The organism is Janthinobacterium sp. PLB04 (assembly GCF_021165895.1).
GTDB classification, from domain to species: Bacteria; Pseudomonadota; Gammaproteobacteria; order Burkholderiales; family Burkholderiaceae_D; genus Janthinobacterium; species Janthinobacterium lividum.
The window spans coordinates 4,201,521-4,219,262 of sequence record NZ_CP088968.1 but is presented as its reverse complement, the minus strand read 5'-3'; the positions used below and the strand labels follow the sequence as shown (position 1 = coordinate 4,219,262).

General features: G+C 64.7%; 13 protein-coding genes. 5 read left to right on the top strand and 8 right to left on the bottom strand.

Going from position 1 to position 17,742, the window contains the following annotated elements; all coding sequences use genetic code 11:
- Window positions 1-199 precede the first annotated feature (199 nt).
- Both rimO and LSO07_RS18535 read left to right on the top strand, forming a co-directional pair.
- On the top strand, window positions 200-1,555 hold the full coding sequence (gene rimO, locus LSO07_RS18540; protein WP_175444794.1) for a 30S ribosomal protein S12 methylthiotransferase RimO: 1,356 nt from the start codon (window positions 200-202) through the stop codon (window positions 1,553-1,555).
- Between the two features lie 188 nt (window positions 1,556-1,743).
- A complete protein-coding gene (locus LSO07_RS18535; RefSeq protein WP_070282004.1) occupies window positions 1,744-2,910 on the top strand; it encodes a cystathionine beta-lyase in 1,167 nt (388 codons plus the stop codon).
- 36 nt (window positions 2,911-2,946) lie between these two features.
- Here the strand turns inward: LSO07_RS18535 and LSO07_RS18530 are convergent, their stop codons facing one another.
- Entirely contained in the window at window positions 2,947-3,309 is a 363-nt protein-coding gene (locus LSO07_RS18530) for a DUF4870 family protein (protein WP_070256844.1), read from the bottom strand.
- Window positions 3,310-3,395: 86 nt separating this feature from the next.
- Between LSO07_RS18530 and LSO07_RS18525 the strand changes: the two genes are divergently transcribed.
- Window positions 3,396-5,270, top strand: coding sequence for a serine hydrolase domain-containing protein (locus tag LSO07_RS18525; protein WP_191909721.1), 1,875 nt, complete (start codon window positions 3,396-3,398; stop codon window positions 5,268-5,270).
- Window positions 5,271-5,274: 4 nt separating this feature from the next.
- Here the strand turns inward: LSO07_RS18525 and LSO07_RS18520 are convergent, their stop codons facing one another.
- From LSO07_RS18520 to LSO07_RS18490, 7 genes are all read right to left on the bottom strand, one after another.
- Window positions 5,275-5,541, bottom strand: coding sequence for a hypothetical protein (locus LSO07_RS18520; protein ID WP_092605444.1), 267 nt, complete (start codon window positions 5,539-5,541; stop codon window positions 5,275-5,277).
- Window positions 5,538-6,392, bottom strand: a complete 855-nt coding sequence (locus tag LSO07_RS18515; RefSeq protein ID WP_191909720.1) for a DUF692 domain-containing protein — start codon at window positions 6,390-6,392, stop codon at window positions 5,538-5,540. The genes LSO07_RS18520 and LSO07_RS18515 overlap by 4 nt, the downstream gene beginning before the upstream one ends.
- Window positions 6,382-7,308 (bottom strand): TIGR04222 domain-containing membrane protein, encoded by a 927-nt coding sequence (locus LSO07_RS18510; RefSeq protein WP_176375896.1) that lies wholly within the window; start codon window positions 7,306-7,308, stop codon window positions 6,382-6,384. The genes LSO07_RS18515 and LSO07_RS18510 overlap by 11 nt, the downstream gene beginning before the upstream one ends.
- Window positions 7,305-8,033, bottom strand: coding sequence for a nucleotidyltransferase domain-containing protein (locus LSO07_RS28390; protein ID WP_151096230.1), 729 nt, complete (start codon window positions 8,031-8,033; stop codon window positions 7,305-7,307). Before LSO07_RS28390 ends, LSO07_RS18510 begins: the two co-directional genes overlap by 4 nt.
- A gap of 97 nt (window positions 8,034-8,130) precedes the next feature.
- Entirely contained in the window at window positions 8,131-8,973 is an 843-nt protein-coding gene (gene serB / locus LSO07_RS18500) for a phosphoserine phosphatase SerB (protein ID WP_070256887.1), read from the bottom strand.
- Between the two features lie 55 nt (window positions 8,974-9,028).
- A complete protein-coding gene (gene mfd, locus LSO07_RS18495; RefSeq protein ID WP_151096229.1) occupies window positions 9,029-12,472 on the bottom strand; it encodes a transcription-repair coupling factor in 3,444 nt (1,147 codons plus the stop codon).
- Between the two features lie 218 nt (window positions 12,473-12,690).
- Complete coding sequence (locus tag LSO07_RS18490; protein ID WP_034782963.1) at window positions 12,691-13,626, bottom strand: 5'-nucleotidase; 936 nt, start codon at window positions 13,624-13,626, stop codon at window positions 12,691-12,693.
- A gap of 340 nt (window positions 13,627-13,966) precedes the next feature.
- Here LSO07_RS18490 and LSO07_RS18485 point away from each other — a divergent pair, with 340 nt between their 5' ends.
- Both LSO07_RS18485 and LSO07_RS28385 read left to right on the top strand, forming a co-directional pair.
- The gene (locus LSO07_RS18485) at window positions 13,967-15,754 is read left to right on the top strand and encodes a methyl-accepting chemotaxis protein (protein WP_151096228.1); all 1,788 of its coding nucleotides are present in this window, start codon (window positions 13,967-13,969) and stop codon (window positions 15,752-15,754) included.
- A gap of 344 nt (window positions 15,755-16,098) precedes the next feature.
- Entirely contained in the window at window positions 16,099-17,703 is a 1,605-nt protein-coding gene (locus tag LSO07_RS28385) for a methyl-accepting chemotaxis protein (RefSeq protein WP_269450095.1), read from the top strand.
- Window positions 17,704-17,742: the final 39 nt, after the last annotated feature.

Genomic DNA, 17,742 nt, shown 5'->3' with positions numbered 1-17,742 from the left:
AGCACTCACCCGATGACAGTGGCCGGAACATAGTTGCGGTGGAAGCGTTGCAGATGCGGCAGCAAAAGGAGTCCGCGCTGACAGCAAGGGGCGGCTCGGGGTACAATAGCCGATTCGCCTCACCATTTTCTAGCTGCCAACTATGTCTGAAATTCACCGTATTCCCGTTCCTTCCGCCCAGCCCGAGGCCATGCTGGCCATGCCAGGTGCGGCGCCGAAAGTGGGCTTTGTCTCGCTCGGCTGCCCGAAAGCGCTGGTCGACTCCGAACAAATCCTGACCCAACTGCGCGCCGAAGGCTACGAAACGGCGAAATCCTACGCTGGCGCCGATCTGGTGATCGTCAACACCTGCGGTTTTATCGATGCTGCCGTGCAAGAGTCGCTCGACGCCATCGGCGAAGCGCTGGCTGAAAACGGCAAAGTGATCGTGACCGGTTGCCTGGGCGCCAAGAAAGATGCTGCCGGCGACGACATCATCATGAAGGTGCACCCGAAAGTGCTGTCCGTCACGGGCCCGCACGCGCTGGCCGAAGTGATGGATTCCGTCCACTTTCACCTGCCGAAACCGCATGCGCCATTCCTCGACCTGGTGCCGCCGCAAGGCGTCAAGCTGACGCCGAAGCACTATGCTTACCTGAAAATTTCCGAAGGCTGCAACCACCGTTGCAGCTTCTGCATCATCCCGTCGATGCGCGGCGACCTCGTCTCGCGTCCGATCGGCGAACTGATGATCGAGGCGGAAAACCTGTTCAAGGCCGGCGTCAAGGAATTGCTGGTCATTTCGCAAGACACCTCCGCGTATGGCGTGGACGTGAAATTCCGTTCCGGCTTCTGGAACGGCCGTCCCGTGAAAACCCACATGACGCAGCTGACGGAAGCGCTGGGCGAACTGGCCAAGACCTACGGCGCCTGGGTGCGCCTGCACTATGTGTATCCATACCCGCACGTGGACCAGATCATCCCGATGATGAGCGGCGGCCACATCCTGCCTTACCTCGACATTCCGATGCAGCATGCGCATCCTGACGTGTTGAAACGCATGAAGCGTCCGGCCAGCGGCGAGAAAAACCTCGACCGCATCCAGGCCTGGCGCGCGATCAATCCGGACCTGACGATACGCTCGACCTTCATCGCCGGTTTCCCAGGCGAAACGGAAGCGGAATTCGAGTACTTGCTGGACTTCCTCAAGGAAGCGCAGATCGACCGCCTCGGCTGCTTCGCGTATTCGCCTGTCGAAGGCGCGACCGCCAACGCCATCGCCAACCCCGTGCCGGAAGAGCTGCGCGAAGAGCGCCGCGGCCGCGTGATGCTGCTGCAGGAAGAAATTTCCAAGAAACGCTTGCAAGCCAAGGTCGGCAAGACCGTGCGCGTGCTGATCGATGAAGTCACCCGCTCCGGCGGCGTGGGCCGCTCGTCCGCCGACGCGCCGGAAATCGATGGCGTCGTGTATGTCAAGCCGCCATTCGAGCCGCACCGCAAGCTGGCGGTCGGCCAATTCGTTGATGTGACGATTACATCAGCCGATGCGCATGACTTGTGGGGCGCGGCCGAGTAAAAAACGTCCATGCCTGCGTTGCGCTACCTTGCCGTACAGTAAAGTACTGTCCTCGGCAGCGCGCCTTGGCCTGAACGTTTTTTCGCAGGTGTAACACTCTGTCAGACGTACGGCAGGCAAGGGCATAAGCCCTTACAATCAAGGCGGAACAGCAATTGCTGATCCGCCTTTTTTTATTTGCCGACGCCATGACCACACCCAAATCTCCGCAAACCGCGCTGATCCACAGCGATTACCAGGCGCCGCAAGGCTTTGCCGCGTTTCCCAACGCCATACATCACGCATCGACCGTGCTGTTCAAGGATGTGGCGGCCATGCGCTCGGGCGACTGGAAAGAGAAGAATGCCTATACCTACGGCTTGCACGGCACGCCCACCACCTTCACGCTGGAAGCGCGGCTGGCCGAGATCGAAGGGGGCAAATATTGCCTGCTGGCGCCGTCGGGCCTGGCGGCCATCGCCATGGCGGACTTTGCCCTGCTGAAAACGGGCGACGACGTCTTGTTGCCGGAAAATATCTACAACCCGAACCGCGAACTGGGACGCTGGCTGTCGCAGGACTTCGGCATCACGGCCCGCTATTACGATCCGCTCATCGGCGCCGGCATCGCCGCCTTGATCCAGGAGAATACCAAGCTCATCTGGACGGAAGCGCCCGGTTCCGTGACGATGGAAGTGCCGGACTTGCCCGCCATCTGCGCGGCCGCCCACGCGCGCGGCGTGCTGGTCGCGTTGGACAACACCTGGTCGGCCGGCCTGGCCCTGCGCGGCTTTGAGCTGGGCGTGGACATCATCATGCAGGCGCTGACGAAATACCAGTCGGGCGGCTCGGATGTGCTCATGGGCGCGCTCATTACGCGCGAGCGGGCGCTGCACGACCGCCTGGCGCAGGCGCACATGCGTCTGGGCATGGGCGTGGGGGCGGACGACGCCTACCTGCTGCTGCGCGGCTTGCCCACCATGAAACTGCGCTTTGACGCCCACGATGCGGGCGCGCGCACGGTGGCCGCCTGGCTCAAGGGACGCAGCGAAATTGCCACGGTGCTGCATCCGGCTTTCGAGGATTGCCCCGGCCACGCCATCTGGCAGCGCGATTTCACGGGCGCGGGCGGCCTGTTTTCCGTGCTGTTCGATGCCCGCTACACGGAAGCGCAGACGGACCGCTTCGTCGATGCCCTGCAGTTGTTCAAGATTGGCTACAGCTGGGGTGGCGCAAACAGCCTGGTGATGCCGTACCGCATCGCGGCCATGCGCAAGGGCTGGAAGTTGCCGGGCCAGCTGGTGCGCCTGAACGTGGGACTGGAAGATCCGCAGGATCTAATCGCCGATATCGAACGGGCGTTCGCGGCGATGTAGGCAGCGGCAAGCCGTTGGCTTGCCGCGAAGCACCTTTTACATGGGCACGGGCTTGTTGTTGTTCAGGTCGAGGAAGCCGCGCAGCAAGCGGTAGGCTTTCCATAGCCAGGCCACGCCCCACACGATGAGTGCCAGCGGAATGCCGATCAGCGTGATCCACAGGATGGCGCCGACGACAATCCAGGCCGCATACCACCAGAAGGAACGGATCATCCAGCTGTGATGGCTGTGCACGAAGGTCCCGGCCGCCTCGTCCCGCTTCACATAATTGATGATGAGCGGAATGAAGGAAAATGCGCCCAGCGAAAACACAAAGCTGGCGCCATGTATCAGGTACAACCACCAGGCCAGGTTCTTGGTCTGCTGGAGTTGGGTATCCAAAATAATATCTTGTGACATGAAAGCTCCCGTCGTTGCTCAATTTTTAATTGTAACAAGCAAAGCGGCACGGGAGCGCAGTCCATGCAAAAAGGCAGAATACATTGTTGAAACGAGATCGCTATCCCACCCTGGCCGCGCGCGCCAGATCATGGCTGCGCCAGGCCTTGCCGGCCTTGCTGCTGTGCGCCAGCGTGGCCCACGCCGCCGGCCCCCTGGAAGCGGAGTTTGCCGCCGGCTTGAAGGAAGAGGGCCTGGCGGGCGCTGTCTGGAGTGAAGTCTTGCCCGACGGAACAGTCAAAGTTGGCGCGTCCGGCTTGCGCGATGCTGCCAAGCAAATACCCATGCAGGCGGACACGCGCATGCAGGTGGGCTCCGTGGGCAAGGTGGCGCTGGCGCTGGGTATCTTGCGCCTGGTCAGCGAAGACCGGCTCACGCTCGACACGCCCCTGCAGCAGGTGCTGCCGGAACTGGCGCTGAAAAACCCTTGGCAAGCCAGCGATCCCGTGCGCATCCGCCACCTGCTGGCGCACACGTCCGGCCTCGATAACGTGCGCTTCTGGCAGGCGTTCAGCCTGAACCCGGCGCCGGACATGGCGCTGGCCGAGGCGTTTGACGGCGGCCGCAATCTGCTGCGCGTGCGCGCGCGGCCCGGCAGCCGCTACGCGTATTCGAACATGGGCTATGGCTTGCTGGGCATGGTGATCGAGAAAGTCACGGGCCAGCCGTACGAGCGTTACCTCGACGCGCAGCTGCTGCAGCCGCTGGGCATGGCGGACAGCACGTTTGCCTTCGTCACGCAAATGAGCACGCAGGCGGGAGCGCATGCCGACCCGCGCCTGGCCATGGGCCACTTCGAGCATGGCGTGGCGCAGCCGGCCGTGCCCCAATACCTGCGTCCGGCCGCGCAATTTACCACCACGGCGGCCGACATGGGCAAGCTGGCGCAATTCCTCATGGGCGACGGCAAGCTGCAGGACAAGCAATTCATCGACATGGCGCTGATGGGCGCCTTGTCCGAACCGGCCGGCACGGACGCGGCGCAGGCGGGCCTGGCAACGGGCCACGGCCTGGCGCTTGCCGTGCGCGACCGCCACAATGTGGTGGGGGCCTGCCATCCTGGCACGGCCGTGGGTTTCCGCGCCATGCTGTGCATCTATCCGGAGCAGGACAGCGCCTTCTTCGTGGCCTTCAATACGGATGCGGAGCAGGCCGACTATGAACGCTTCAACCGCCTGCTGTTGCGCGACTTGGAGCTGCCGCTGCGCGCGCCGGCCCCGCGCGGCACGCCCGCGCCCACGGTGGAAAACTGGCAGGGCGTGTACGTGCCGTCGCCCAGCCCCATGGCCAGCATGGCCTGGGTCGATGCCGTCTTTGGCTTTACGCGCCTGAAATGGGATGGCGAGTCGCTGTTCCTGATCCCGTTCCAGGGCGAGCCTAAGGAACTGGAACCGGTGGGCGGCTTGCTGTTCCGCGCCAGCGACCGCAGCACGCCGTCGCACGTGCTGATGCAAGAGGATGGCAAGCATGTGCTCAGCGACGGCTTGCGCAGCTATGAGCGCGCATCGATGCTGCGCATGCTGGTGCTGTGGGGCAGCCTGGCCCTGGGTGCTGCCGGCTTGCTGTATGTGCTGGTGGTGGGCGTGTGGCGCGCTGCGCGGCGCAGCCTGGGACGGGGCGACCATCTGTTCGCGCCCTTGCTGTCGCTGCTGGCGCTGCTCTTGCCGCTGCCGTTTTTCTATTTCCAGTCCTACCTGCGCCTGGGCGACGTCACCATCGCCAGCGTGCTGCTGGCACTGGCGACAGGCGCGCTGCCGCTGGCGACGGCGTTCGGCCTGGCGCGCTGCTGGCGCAGCCGCGGCACGGCGGCTGAGGCAGGCTCGTGGGCGAAATGGGATTGGGTGGCCTTGCTGGCGGCCTTGCAGCTGCTGCTGGTGCTGGCCTGGTGGGGGCTGCTGCCGCTGCGGCTGTGGCACTTGTAGGCCGTCAGGTCCAGGCAGCCAGCAGCCGGCGCCACCAGCGCTGCGCCGGCCTGGGCTGGCCGCCCTGTTCGGCGCGTCCGGCCCGCTTGGCACGATAGCTGGCCGCCGCCATCTGCAGGCCGATGTGGTCCATCGATGCCATGGCATCGACTTCCTGTGGCGACAAGCCCTGCAGCAAGGCTTGCGCACGGGGCTCGCGCAGGAAGGCTGCACGCAGGGCGTCGTCCGTGTACAGCCTTGCCAGGTAGGTTTCCAGTGCGGGGGAACTCATGCGTTTCGCCCCGCGCGCAAGGCCGCGCGCGCCAGTTCCAGCTGGTCCAGCACATGCTCGAACGATGGGTAATTGCCGTCGCGTTCGACGATCACCGTCAGGGGCTGGGGCGCCTGGCGCGCCAGCACGGTCAACAGGGCGAAGACGGCGGGCGGCACGTCGTGCAGATGGTCGTCCAGCAGGCGCTGGCCGCCGCCCGGCGCGTCGATCCAGTGGCCGCCGCTCAGGTGCACGGCGCCGACCCTGTCCAGCGGCAAGCGCAGCAGCAGTTCCTCCGGCGACTCGCCAAAATTGACGGCATTCGCATACAGGTTGTGCAGGTCGAGCAGCAGCGGCACTTGCGCGCCGTGGATGATCTGCGCCAGCCATGCCGCTTCGTCCAGGGTGCTGGCGGGCGGCTGCACCAGGGTGGCGATATTTTCCATCAGCGGCGCGCTGCCGACGATGCGCGTGGCCAGCGCGATATTGGCGATGGCGCCGGCGGCGCTGTGCGGCGTGCGCGGCGGCGCCGCCAGGTGGCCGATTTCCACGCCGCCGGCGCGCACAAAACTCAGGTGCTCGGACCACGACTCGGCTTGCACCTCGTGCATCAGGCGCGCCATCGCATGCAGGCGGCGCGGGTCGGCCGGAATCGTCGACGCCAGCCCCATTCCCACGCCGTGCAGGCTGACCGGCACCTGGCGCGCCAGGCTGCGCAAGGCGGCGATGCCGGCGCGCGAGGCGCGGTAATAGTCGTCGGCGATCACTTCCAGCACGTCGATGTGCGCCAGGTTGGACAGGATGCCGGAAGCCAGTTCGCCGCGCCAGCCCAGGCCGACGCGGTCGCGTGCCGGCCCCTTGTCAGCTGCCACAGCCGCCACCACCGCCGCAGCCGCCGCAGCCACCGGAAGAGCCGCCACCGTCGCCGCCCCCGTCGCCACCGCCCGATGAAGAGTCGCCCGAGCTGCTGGACGAGGAGTCGCCGCCCGTGTTTTTCCGGGGTACCGGGTACAGCTCGGCGACATAGGCGTACACGGACAAGGGCAGGGCGCCGAGGCCGAAGATGGCGGCCAGCAGTGCCATGTCGGCGCTGCTGCTGCCTGGGTTCAGGCGCGACGAGCGCATGTTCAGGCGGCCAAACAGCATGCGCAAGTCGGTCAGCAGCCGCTGTGCGCTCCAGCTGGTCGCCTGGGTGCGCAAGCCGCGCAGCATGAGCAGGAATATCACCAGCAGCAGGGCCAGGAACAGCAGGTTGTAGTGCTGGCGGCTGATGGCGATGACGGCCTTGACGGCGGCCACCGTCAGCAGCAGGTAGCGCGCGGCCCCGGTGATGCGTTCGCGCCGGCGCAGCAGCCGCGGGCCGACCAGCAATTCCTGCCATTTCAAGGAGTCCAGGTAGGCGCGGCACGATGGCAGCATGTCTGCCTGCTCGGCCAGTTCCCTGCTGTGGCCCTGGCGGCCCAGATACAGCCGCAGCACGTCGCGTTCGATGTCGTGATTGGCGAAGCGCAGGCTGTCGGCGCTGGCCGTTTCCAGCAGCGGGCCATCGGCGCGCAGCAAGCCGCGGTCGACCAGCACGATGGCGGCAATTTTCACGGCTTCGAGGGCGCCGCCGCGCAAGAAGGCGATGCGGTAGGGATCATCGGCCAGCGACAGCTTGGCATGCGGATTGCGCAGCTCCTGGCGTATCAGCAGCTCGCGCGCGAGATAGTACACGAGCACGCCGAAGATCAGGTAGGCCAGCAGGAACCATGGCCCGCTCCAGTCAAAGGGATTGAAGCCGTTCACCGCATGTGCTCCGCGTGTTCGCGCAAGTGTCCGGTAATCGTCATCAAGCCTGTAAAGGCGGGCAGGGCTTGCCCCGGTACCAGGCGCGCCGTTTCGCGCGCCGCCGACATGGCTTGCAAGGCGGAGTGCAGGGCAGGGTCGCCCAGCTGGTCGACAAACGCTTCGAGCGCCTGCTTGCCGGACAGCGCGGACTTGCCCTCCAGCTGCGCCAGCGAGGCCGCCGCCGCACGCAGCGGACCGGCTGCGTCGGCGATGGCGCCGGCCAGCTGTTCCTCATTCAGGCTCAATAGCATATACCGTTCGCGCATGCGCACCTGCTGGTTGAGCAGCACTTGCCGCAGCCGGCGCAGCACGGCGTCTCGGCTGGTGTGCAGGCTGGCGAAAGGGTCTAGGCCGTGCAGCACCTTGTGGCGCGCGATGATATCGGCGAACTTGACGGCGAAGGCGTCGGCGGCCTGCGTCAATTCGCCCTCGAGCAGGAACATCACCTGCAAATCGATGGCGGCGTGCGCCAGGCGCAAGGGCCCGCGCAATGTATCGGCCGCCTGCGGCGTAAAACGCTTGAGCAGCAACAGCAGGTTGACGTCGGAGGTGGCGCGCACCTGGCCATCGGCGGCCGAGCCAAACAGCACGGCGGCGGCAAGGTCGTCACCAAACGCGCTGTGCGCGGCGGCGACAAACACATCCAGGTGGCGTTGTATCTCTTCTGGCAGCGGTGGCGGCATGCGGTGTACTTTCACGATCGGGTGGCGGGATGAATATAAGTTTTCAATATAGCAAACTTATGCCATCGTGCGCGCACCGTCCGCCAGATACGCCAACTCAGGTCAATACGTTGAGCAAGCCATCGAGTCCCACGAAGTTCAGCGCCACGTCGGCCTGCGAGCGCACCACGGGCTTGGCGCGGAAGGCCACGGACAGGCCGGCGATGCCCATCATTTTCAAGTCGTTGGCGCCGTCGCCCATGACGATGGCTTCAGACGGCGAAATACCCATCTCCTTGCACACGCGCTCCACCGTGCGCTGCTTTTCTTCCGCGTCGACGATACCGCCGAGGACTTTGCCCGTCAGCTTGCCGTCGACGATTTCCAGTTCGTTCGCGTGCGTGTAGTCGAGGCCGAGGCGCTCTTTCAGGCGTTCGGTGAAGAAGGTGAAGCCGCCCGACACCAGCAGGGTTTTCAGGCCGGCCTTCTGCACGGCCGCCAGCATGGCTTGCGCGCCCGGCGACAGTTTCAGGCGCTCGTCGTAGACGCGCTGCAGGGCCGATGCGTCGAGGCCTTCGAGCAGGGCCACGCGCTGCTTCAGGCTGGCGCTAAAATCGAGTTCGCCGCGCATGGCCGCTTCCGTGATGGCCGCCACTTGCGGTTTCAGGCCCTGCATGTCGGCGATTTCATCGATGCACTCGATGGTGATCAGGGTCGAATCCATGTCCATTGCCACCAGCTTGAATTCACTCAGTTCGCGCTGGCCCATCATGTAGGTGGCGTCCAGCTGCGCCGCCTGGGCCGCCACTTCGATGGTGGGGCGCAGCGCCGGCGAATAGGCGATCTGCTCGCAGCGCACGGCGTTCGGGCCCAGGCGCGTGATGGACGTGGGCGCGGCCAGCGCGGCGATGCGCTCGAGGCGGGCGCTATCGCCGTCCAGGCCCTGCAGGATCAGATTCATGGTGATGGTCTTGGTATTGGTCATAGGGCAGTCCTGCATAGATTGTCGAAATGGTCTACACCGTCAATTGCTTGATGGTGGTCTTGATCTGCGTCACGCGCGCGGCCAGGTCCGGCATGGCGGCCGTGATTTTCAGCTTGTCCTGGCCATGCAGCTTGATATGGCGGTTCTTCTGGATCAGGTCGATGATGCGCATCGGGTCGATGGGCGGCTTGGCCATGAATTGCAGGGTGGCCGCCTCGCCATGCACGTCGATCTTGACGATGCCCACGGTTTTCGCCGCGATGCGCAAGCGGTGCGTCTCGACCAGGGCCTTGACGGCGTCGGGCAGCTTGCCGAAGCGGTCGATCAGCTCTTCCTGGATATCGTCGATCTTGTCCTGCGTGGCGCAGTTGGCCAGGCGCTTGTAGATCGACAGGCGCTCGTGCACGTCGCCGCAGAAGTCGGCCGGCAGCAGGGCCGGCACGTGCAGGTTGATCTCGGTGGTGGACGCCAGTGGCGCCGCCAGGTCCGGCTCCTTGCCCGCTTTCAGCGAGCGCACGGCTTCGTTGAGCATGTCCGAATACAGCTGGAAGCCGATTTCCGTCATCTCGCCCGACTGGCTCTCGCCCAGCACCTCGCCGGCGCCGCGGATTTCCAGGTCGTGCATGGCCAGGTAAAAGCCGCTGCCCAGTTCTTCCATCTGCTGGATGGCGTCCAGGCGGCGCTGCGCCAGTTTGGTCAGGCCCTGCACGTCGTGCACCAGCAGGTAGGCGTAGGCCTGGTGATGCGAGCGTCCCACCCGGCCGCGCAGCTGGTGCAGCTGCGCCAGGCCGAACTTGTCGGCGCGGTGCATGATGATGGTGTTCGCCGTCGGCACGTCGATGCCGGTTTCAATGATGGTCGTGCACAGCAAGATGTTGAAACGCTGGGCGACGAAGTCGCGCATGACCTTTTCCAGGTCGCGTTCATGCATCTGGCCGTGCGCCACGGCGATGCGCGCCTCGGGCAGCAATTCCGTCAGCATGGCCAGGCGGTTCTGGATGGTTTCCACCTCGTTGTGCAGGAAGTAGATCTGGCCGCCCCGTTTGAGCTCGCGCAAGCACGCTTCGCGGATGATGGCTTCGCCCTCGCTGCGGACAAAAGTCTTGATGGCCAGGCGCTTTTGCGGCGCCGTGGCGATGATGGAAAAGTCGCGCAAGCCTTCCAGCGCCATGCCCAGGGTGCGGGGAATCGGCGTGGCCGTCAGGGTCAGCACGTCCACTTCCGCGCGCAGGGCCTTCAAGGCTTCCTTCTGGCGCACGCCGAATCGATGCTCCTCGTCGATGATGACCAGGCCCAGGCGCGTAAACTTCACGTCGTCGGACAGCAGCTTGTGCGTGCCGATGACGATGTCGATGGTGCCGTCGGCCATGCCCTTGAACGCCTGCGTGATCTCCTTGCCGCTGCGGAAGCGCGACAATTCCGCGATGCGCACGGGCCAGTCGGCAAAGCGGTCGGCGAAGGTTTGCGCATGCTGTTCCGCCAGCAGGGTGGTGGGCGCCAGGATGGCCACCTGCTTGCCGCCCATGACGGCGATGAAGGCGGCGCGCAGCGCCACTTCCGTCTTGCCGAAGCCGACATCGCCGCACACGAGGCGGTCCATCGGTTTGCCGGAAGTCATGTCCTTGATGACGTTGTGGATGGCCTCGGCCTGGTCCGGCGTTTCGTCGAAGCCGAAGCTGTCGGCGAAGCGCTGGTAGTCGTGCGACGAGAATTCGAACGAGTGGCCCTGGCGCAGCGCGCGGCGGGCATACAGGTTGAGCAGCTCGGCGGCCGTGTCGCGCACCTGTTCGGCGGCGCGCTTTTTCGCCTTTTCCCACTGTCCCGAGCCGAGCGAATGCAGCGGCGCGTCTTCCGGCGAAGCGCCCGAATAGCGGGAAATGACGTGCAGCTGCGACACGGGCACGTACAGCTTGGTGTCCTTGGCGTACTCCAGATGCAAAAATTCCGTCTCGCCTTCGCCCAGGTCCATGCTGGTCAGGCCCATGTAGCGCCCGATGCCGTGGTTGATGTGCACGACGGGGTCGCCGATCTTCAGCTCCGACAGGTCGCGCACCATCGATTCGACCTGCGTCACGCCTTCCTGCTTCTTGGTGCCGACCCTGCGGCCGGAACCGGCATACAGCTCCGTCTCGGTGATGAAGGATAAATTTCCTTCCGGCGTAAACAGCTCGAAGCCCGCATGCAGCGGCGCCACGCCCAGCATCAGCTTGGCGCTTGATTGCAAAAAGCCGTCGCTGCCTTCCACGGGCGTCAGGTGCAGGTCGTATTCGGTGAAGTACTGCTGCAGGGTTTCTCGGCGGCCGTTCGATTCGGCGCAGATCATCACGCGGCGGCCCGCTTGCAGCAAATAGCTGCGCAGGTTGGCCAGCGGATCGTCGGCGCGGCGGTTGACGGCGATGTTCGGCACGGGGGCCGACAGTTCGGAGGCCAGCGCATCGTTCGATTTGGCGATCGCCAGGCGCGGATACGGCTTGGCCAGGCCGAAGAACTGCTCGTCGGACAGGAACAGCGATTCGGGCGGCAGGATCGGGCGTTCGCGGTCCGCCTTCAAAAAGCGGTAGCGCGACTGGGTATCGGTCCAGAAGCGGCCAATGGCCGCGTCGATCTCGCCCACGAGGGCCAGCGAGGCGTCTTGCGGCAGGTAGTCGAACAGGGTGGCCGTCTGCTCGAAGAACAGGGGCAGATAATATTCGATGCCGGCCGAGGCGATGCCGCTGCTGATGTCCTTGTAGACGACCGAGCGCGATGGGTCGCCCTCGAACTGCTCGCGCCAGCGGTTGCGGAAGGTGGTGCGCGCCGCTTCATCCATGGGGAATTCGCGCCCCGGCAGCAGCCGCACTTCATGCACGGGATACAGCGAGCGCTGGGTGTCGGCGTCAAACGTGCGGATGGTCTCGATGGTGTCGCCGAACAGGTCGAGCCGGTAGGGCAAGGCCGAACCCATGGGGAACAGGTCGAGCAGGCCGCCGCGCACCGAGTATTCGCCGGGCGACATCACTTGCGAGACATGGCTGTAGCCGGCCAGGGTCAGCTGCGACTTCAGGCGCGCTTCGTCGAGCTTTTCGCCCTTCTTGAAGAAGAAGGTGTAGGCGGCCAAAAAGGACGGCGGCGCCAGGCGCACGAGGGCCGTGGTGGCCGGCACGATCAGCACGTCGCACTGGCGCGTCTGGATTTCATGCAGGGTGGCCAGGCGCTCGGAGACCAGGTCCTGGTGCGGCGAAAACGCGTCGTAGGGCAGGGTTTCCCAATCCGGCAGCAAATGGCAGCGCAGGTCCTTGCCGCCAAACCACGGGATTTCATCGAGCAGGCGCTGGCCATCGCTGGCCTGCGCCACCACCACGGCCAGCATCTGGCCCCGCGCTTTCAATTCCAGCGCGGCCAGCGCCAGGGCATAGGCGTCGGATGAACCATACAGGGCGGGCAGCGCATAGCGGTTGCCGGGCTTGGGGAGGGCTTTTGTTAAGTCTAAGGACATGCAGGCGATGACACTAGTGGCAGAGGCAGTTGAATGGGACAGCTGTGGTGCGCGCAGCGCCGCCAGTGACGGCGCCGACAGGCGAGATTATAGACCATCACTTATATCTCCGCGCTTGAGAAAACCGTCGTGAGCGGCAGTGATTTGTGGCTAAGAAGCGCAACCGTACTTTAGTACGGTGAGCATCGCAGGCCGCAAAACACGACGCGCAGCAGGTTTTATCCTGCGCGGACATTCGCAATGCCGAACGGGACATGCACCATCGGGATGGTGCCGCCCGCCGATTTGAGGTGGCTCAACTGGTCATCGAAGAAGATATGCGGCTTGAACACGGCCAGCACGCGGGACTTGTCCATGCCGCCGAGGAAAAACGTTTCGTCGGCCGCCACGCCCCAGCTTTTCAGGGTCGTCACGACCCGCTCGTGCGAGGGGGCGTTGCGCGCCGTGATGATGGCGATGCGCAGGATCTTTTTATAGCCGGGATCGCGCCGCTGGGCCCTTTCTTCCAGGCGCTGCATGGTGGCCAGCTTCTGGAACAGGCCGGCCAGCGGGCCGGGGCGGTGCGGCGTGCCCACGTTCAGGGTTTCATGGGCGTGGAATTCATCGACGTCGTTATTGCGCTTGAATACGGTTTCCGCTTCGTCGTCAGCGATCACGCCGTCGAAATCGAAGGCCACGCGCAGTTCCTCGTCGTTTTCGTCGTCTTCCGTGCGCGACGGCAGCACCAGGCCGGCCGGATAGTCGCAGGCCAGGGCGCTGCGCACGTCGTCTTCATTCGCGCTGAGGAACAGCGACGCGTTGAAGGCGGGCAGGTAGGGATACGGCGACTTGCCCGTCATGAAGGCGGCGCGCGAAATGTCCAGGCCGTAGTGAGCGATGCTGTGCATGACGCGCAAGCCCGTTTCCGGCGAATTGCGCGAAAACAGCACCACTTCCACGGGCGACTGGCGCGGATAGTGCTTGTTGATGTTCAGGAAGCGGCGAATGAAGGGAAAGGCCACGCCGCGCGGCAAGACCGTGTCGATATGCGTTTCCTGGTATTTGCGGTACTCCTCCGGGCCGTTGTCGAGGTAGACCTGGTGCGATTCGGCCAGGTCGAACAGGGCGCTGGAAGCGACCCCGATCACCAGTTTGTGTTCGATAGGATAAGCCATGGTCTGCCTGTTGTTTGCTTGTTGCTCATCTTATACGACTATCAACTGCGTAGCCAATAGCGACGCGCGCGGATTTTTTGCACCAAAGCAGGGCATTGGACGGCTTTTCGATGCCACTGTGCAAGGCGCACCACAGTAAGGAAAGAAATATTGATTTGTATCAAGTATGTAGCTGTCAGCGCGTCCGTTTTCCACTATGCTTCCACTTATAAAATCTCGCCAATTGTAACGAAGCGTACGCCCCATCCCCGCCGCCTTTATACAAGTGTCAGCTGTTTTACTCGAACATGCCAGCCCCGACTTCGCCAGCAGTCTTCGTGACTTTATAAAGGACCTCGCCATGTTTAAGAATTTACTGATCAAATGGAAGTTGGCGACGCTTGTCGCCGTGATGATGGTGGCCTTGCTGGTGGTGGGCATCAGCGGCTACACGGGCATCGCCACCGTGGGCCGCGCCGTCAATGAAATCGGCGTGGTGCGCCTGCCGTCGATCCAGGGCTTGATGATGATCAGCGAAGGCCAGACGGCCGTTGCCGCCGCCACCCTGACGGCCGCCATCTATGAAAACAATTACCAGGCACAGGACAAGTTCGCGGAAGCGCTGCAGCTGCGCACCAAGGCCTGGAACAATATCGAGGCGGGCCGCAAGCTGTACGAACCGCTGCCGCAGACCACCGAGGAAGCCGCGCTGTGGCAGCGCTTCCAGGGCGAGTGGACGGCCTGGAAGGCGGACGACGACAAGGTGCGCGCCATCTTGCGCCAACTGGCCGACAACCGCGACGAGCCGCGGCAGAAAGAGTTGTTCGTGGCGTTCTACAAGCAGTACCAGGATTCGCGCGCGCTGTTCGGCAAGGCCGAAGGCACGCTCAACGACATCATCAAGCTCAATAACGGCGTGGCCGATGCCAGCGTCAAGGACGGCAGCGCGGCCGTCATCCGCTCGGAAAGCCTGATGGTCATCCTCGGCTTGCTGGCCTCCGCGCTGGGCATCGGCTGCGCCGCCTACATCACGCGCGCCATCGCGCAGCCGATCAACTCGGCCGTGAAAGTGGCGCAGACGGTGGCCTCGGGCGACCTGACCAGCCACATCGAGGTACACACGACGGAAGAAACGGGCCAGCTGCTGCAGGCGCTCAAGGACATGAATTCCAGCCTGGTCAGCATTGTCGGCCAGGTGCGCAGCGGCACGGAGACCATCGCCACGGCCTCGTCGGAAATTGCCAGCGGCAACCTGGACCTGTCCTCGCGCACGGAAGAGCAAGCCAGTTCGCTGGAAGAGACGGCGTCGTCGATGGAAGAGCTGACGTCCACCGTGCGGCAGAACGCCGACAATGCCCAGCAGGCCAACCAGCTGGCGCTGAGCGCCTCGGGCGTGGCCGTGAAAGGCGGTGAAGTGGTAGGCAAGGTGGTGCAGACCATGGACGCCATCAACGACTCGTCGCGCAAGATCGTCGACATCATTTCCGTCATCGACGGCATCGCTTTCCAGACGAATATCCTGGCCTTGAATGCCGCCGTGGAAGCGGCGCGCGCGGGCGAGCAGGGACGCGGTTTCGCCGTCGTGGCGACGGAAGTGCGTAATCTTGCCCAAAGATCCGCTGGCGCAGCGAAAGAGATCAAGACCCTGATCGGCGACTCCGTGGTGGCGGTCGACGCGGGCAGCAAGCTGGTGGCCGAGGCGGGCAGCACGATGGCCGAAATCGTCTCCAGCGTGCAGCGCGTGACGGACATCATGGCGGAAATCAGCCTGGCCACGCAGGAGCAAAGCTCGGGCATCGACCAGATCAACCAGGCCATCGGCCAGATGGACCAGGTGACGCAGCAGAACGCGGCCCTGGTGGAAGAGGCGGCCGCCGCGGCCGAATCCCTGCAGGAGCAATCGGGCCAGCTGGCCGACGTGGTCAGCGTGTTCAAGCTCGATGGCGCCCAGGCGCCTGCCGCGCGCGCAAACGCGAACGCAAGGCCGGCCGCGCCGCGCGCCGCGCTGGCCAGCGCCGCGCCGAAGCGTCCGGCAGCGGGTCCTGCATCGCGTCCCGCATCACGCCCCACCGCAGGCCGCCCGGCCTTGCACGCCGTGCCATCCCAGCGCCAGAGCGCGCCGCGCGACGACGAGTGGGAAGTGTTCTGACGAATTGACGGCGCCAGCATGCGCTTCCGGACGGCCGCCTTGCGCGGCCGTTTCCACATGCGCGTACAAGCTTGTACTGCGGTTACTACTTATTAAAAAAACAGCGTTATAAGAATAGCTGTTTTGCCATCTAAGCAAATCTTTTCAAAACTTAACGCGACATTGCTTGTGAGATAACTCACACTGCCTGCCGTACCACCCTTGTTCCCGCCTCGGCCACATCCCGGCTGACCCCTCCGCCTGCTGCGTCCAGCCATTCGTGGCAGGCGGCAGCCATTGCCGTCAGCCTTGCATGCGAGCCCGGCGCGATGACCGATGCACCACACTGAAGGATGCGAATAAAGATGGCAAATATGAAAATCGGCACGCGCCTGCGCTGCTCCTTTGCGTTGTTGACCTTGCTGCTGCTGGCGACCGCCGTGCTGGGCATGCTGCGCCTGTCCAGCCTGGAACTGCGCATGCGCGACGTGATCGATGACAAATATCCGAAAACCGTGCTGGCCAACGACATCATCAAGAATGTCAACATCATCGCGCGCTCCTCGCGCAACCTGCTGCTGATGACGGAGCCGCAGCAGCTGGCGCAGGAACGCGCCACCATCGCCAGGGCGGGCGGCGAAACGGAAAAGGGCTTGGCGCAGCTGGACAAGGTGGTGCTGTCGCCGCAGGGCCGCCAGCAGATGGTGGCCGTGGCGCAGGCGCGGGCCACGTTCAACGGCGGGCGCGACAAGGTACTGGCCCTGCTGGAAGAAGGGGCGCGCGACGAAGCGACCAGTTTGCTGCTCGGTACCGTGCGCGGCGACCAGCTGCGCTACATGGCGGCGCTGGAAAGCCTCATCGCGCACCAGCATGACCTGATGGAGGAGGCGGGCGCCCAGGTGCGCCACGAATACGCCACGGCGCGCAACATGATGCTGGCACTGAGCGCGCTGGCCGTGCTTTTTTCGCTCGTCACGGCCTGGCTGGTCACGCGCAGCATCGTCAATCCGCTGCGCCATGCCCTGACCGTGGCGCAGACCGTGGCCGCCGGCGACCTGACATCGACCTTCGGCCGCCACGGCGGCGATGAAACGGGCAAGCTGCTCGACGCGCTGTGCATCATGAACGGCAACCTGCTCGATATCGTGCAGCAGGTGCGCAGCGGCACCGACACCATCGCCACGGCGTCGTCGCAGATCGCGGCCGGCAATATCGACCTGTCGTCGCGCACCGAGGAGCAGGCCAGCTCGCTCGAACAGACGGCGTCGGCCATGGAGGAACTCAGCTCCACCGTGCAGCAGAACGCGGACAATGCCCGCCACGCCAGCGTGCTGGCCGTCGAGGCGGCGAATATCGCCGGCGCTGGCGGGCAAGCCGTGGGGCAGGTGATCCATACCATGGACGCCATCAGCGCTTCTTCGGCGCAGATCGCCGACATCATCGGCGTGATCGACATGCTGGCCTTCCAGACGAATATCCTGGCCCTGAACGCGGCCGTGGAAGCGGCGCGCGCGGGCGAGCAGGGGCGCGGCTTTGCCGTCGTGGCGACGGAAGTGCGCAACCTGGCGCAGCGCAGCGCGGCGGCGGCGCGCGATATCCGCGCCCTGATCGCCACCTCCACGCAGCAGGTGGACGCGGGCGCGGCCCTCGTGGCGAAGGCGGGCGCCACGATGCAGGAAGTGGTGGCGGCCGTGGGGCGCGTGAGCCAGATGGTGGCCGACATCACGGCCGCCAGCGCCGAGCAAAGCACGGGTATCGGCCAGGTCAGCCAGGCCGTCGTGCAGATGGATGAAGTGACGCAGCAGAACGCCGCCCTGGTGGAGGAGGCAGCGGCCGCGTCGCAGTCGCTGGAGAGCGAGGCGGCGCAGCTGCTGCAGGTGGTCAGCGTGTTTCGCCTGCGCCAAGGGCCGGGGCCCGCGCACAGCTTGCCGCGCCGCAGTGTGCCGGCCGCGCCGCGCCTGCTGGCCTAGTGGCGCGCCTGGCAAGGTTCTGGCTCGGCTGCGTCGCGC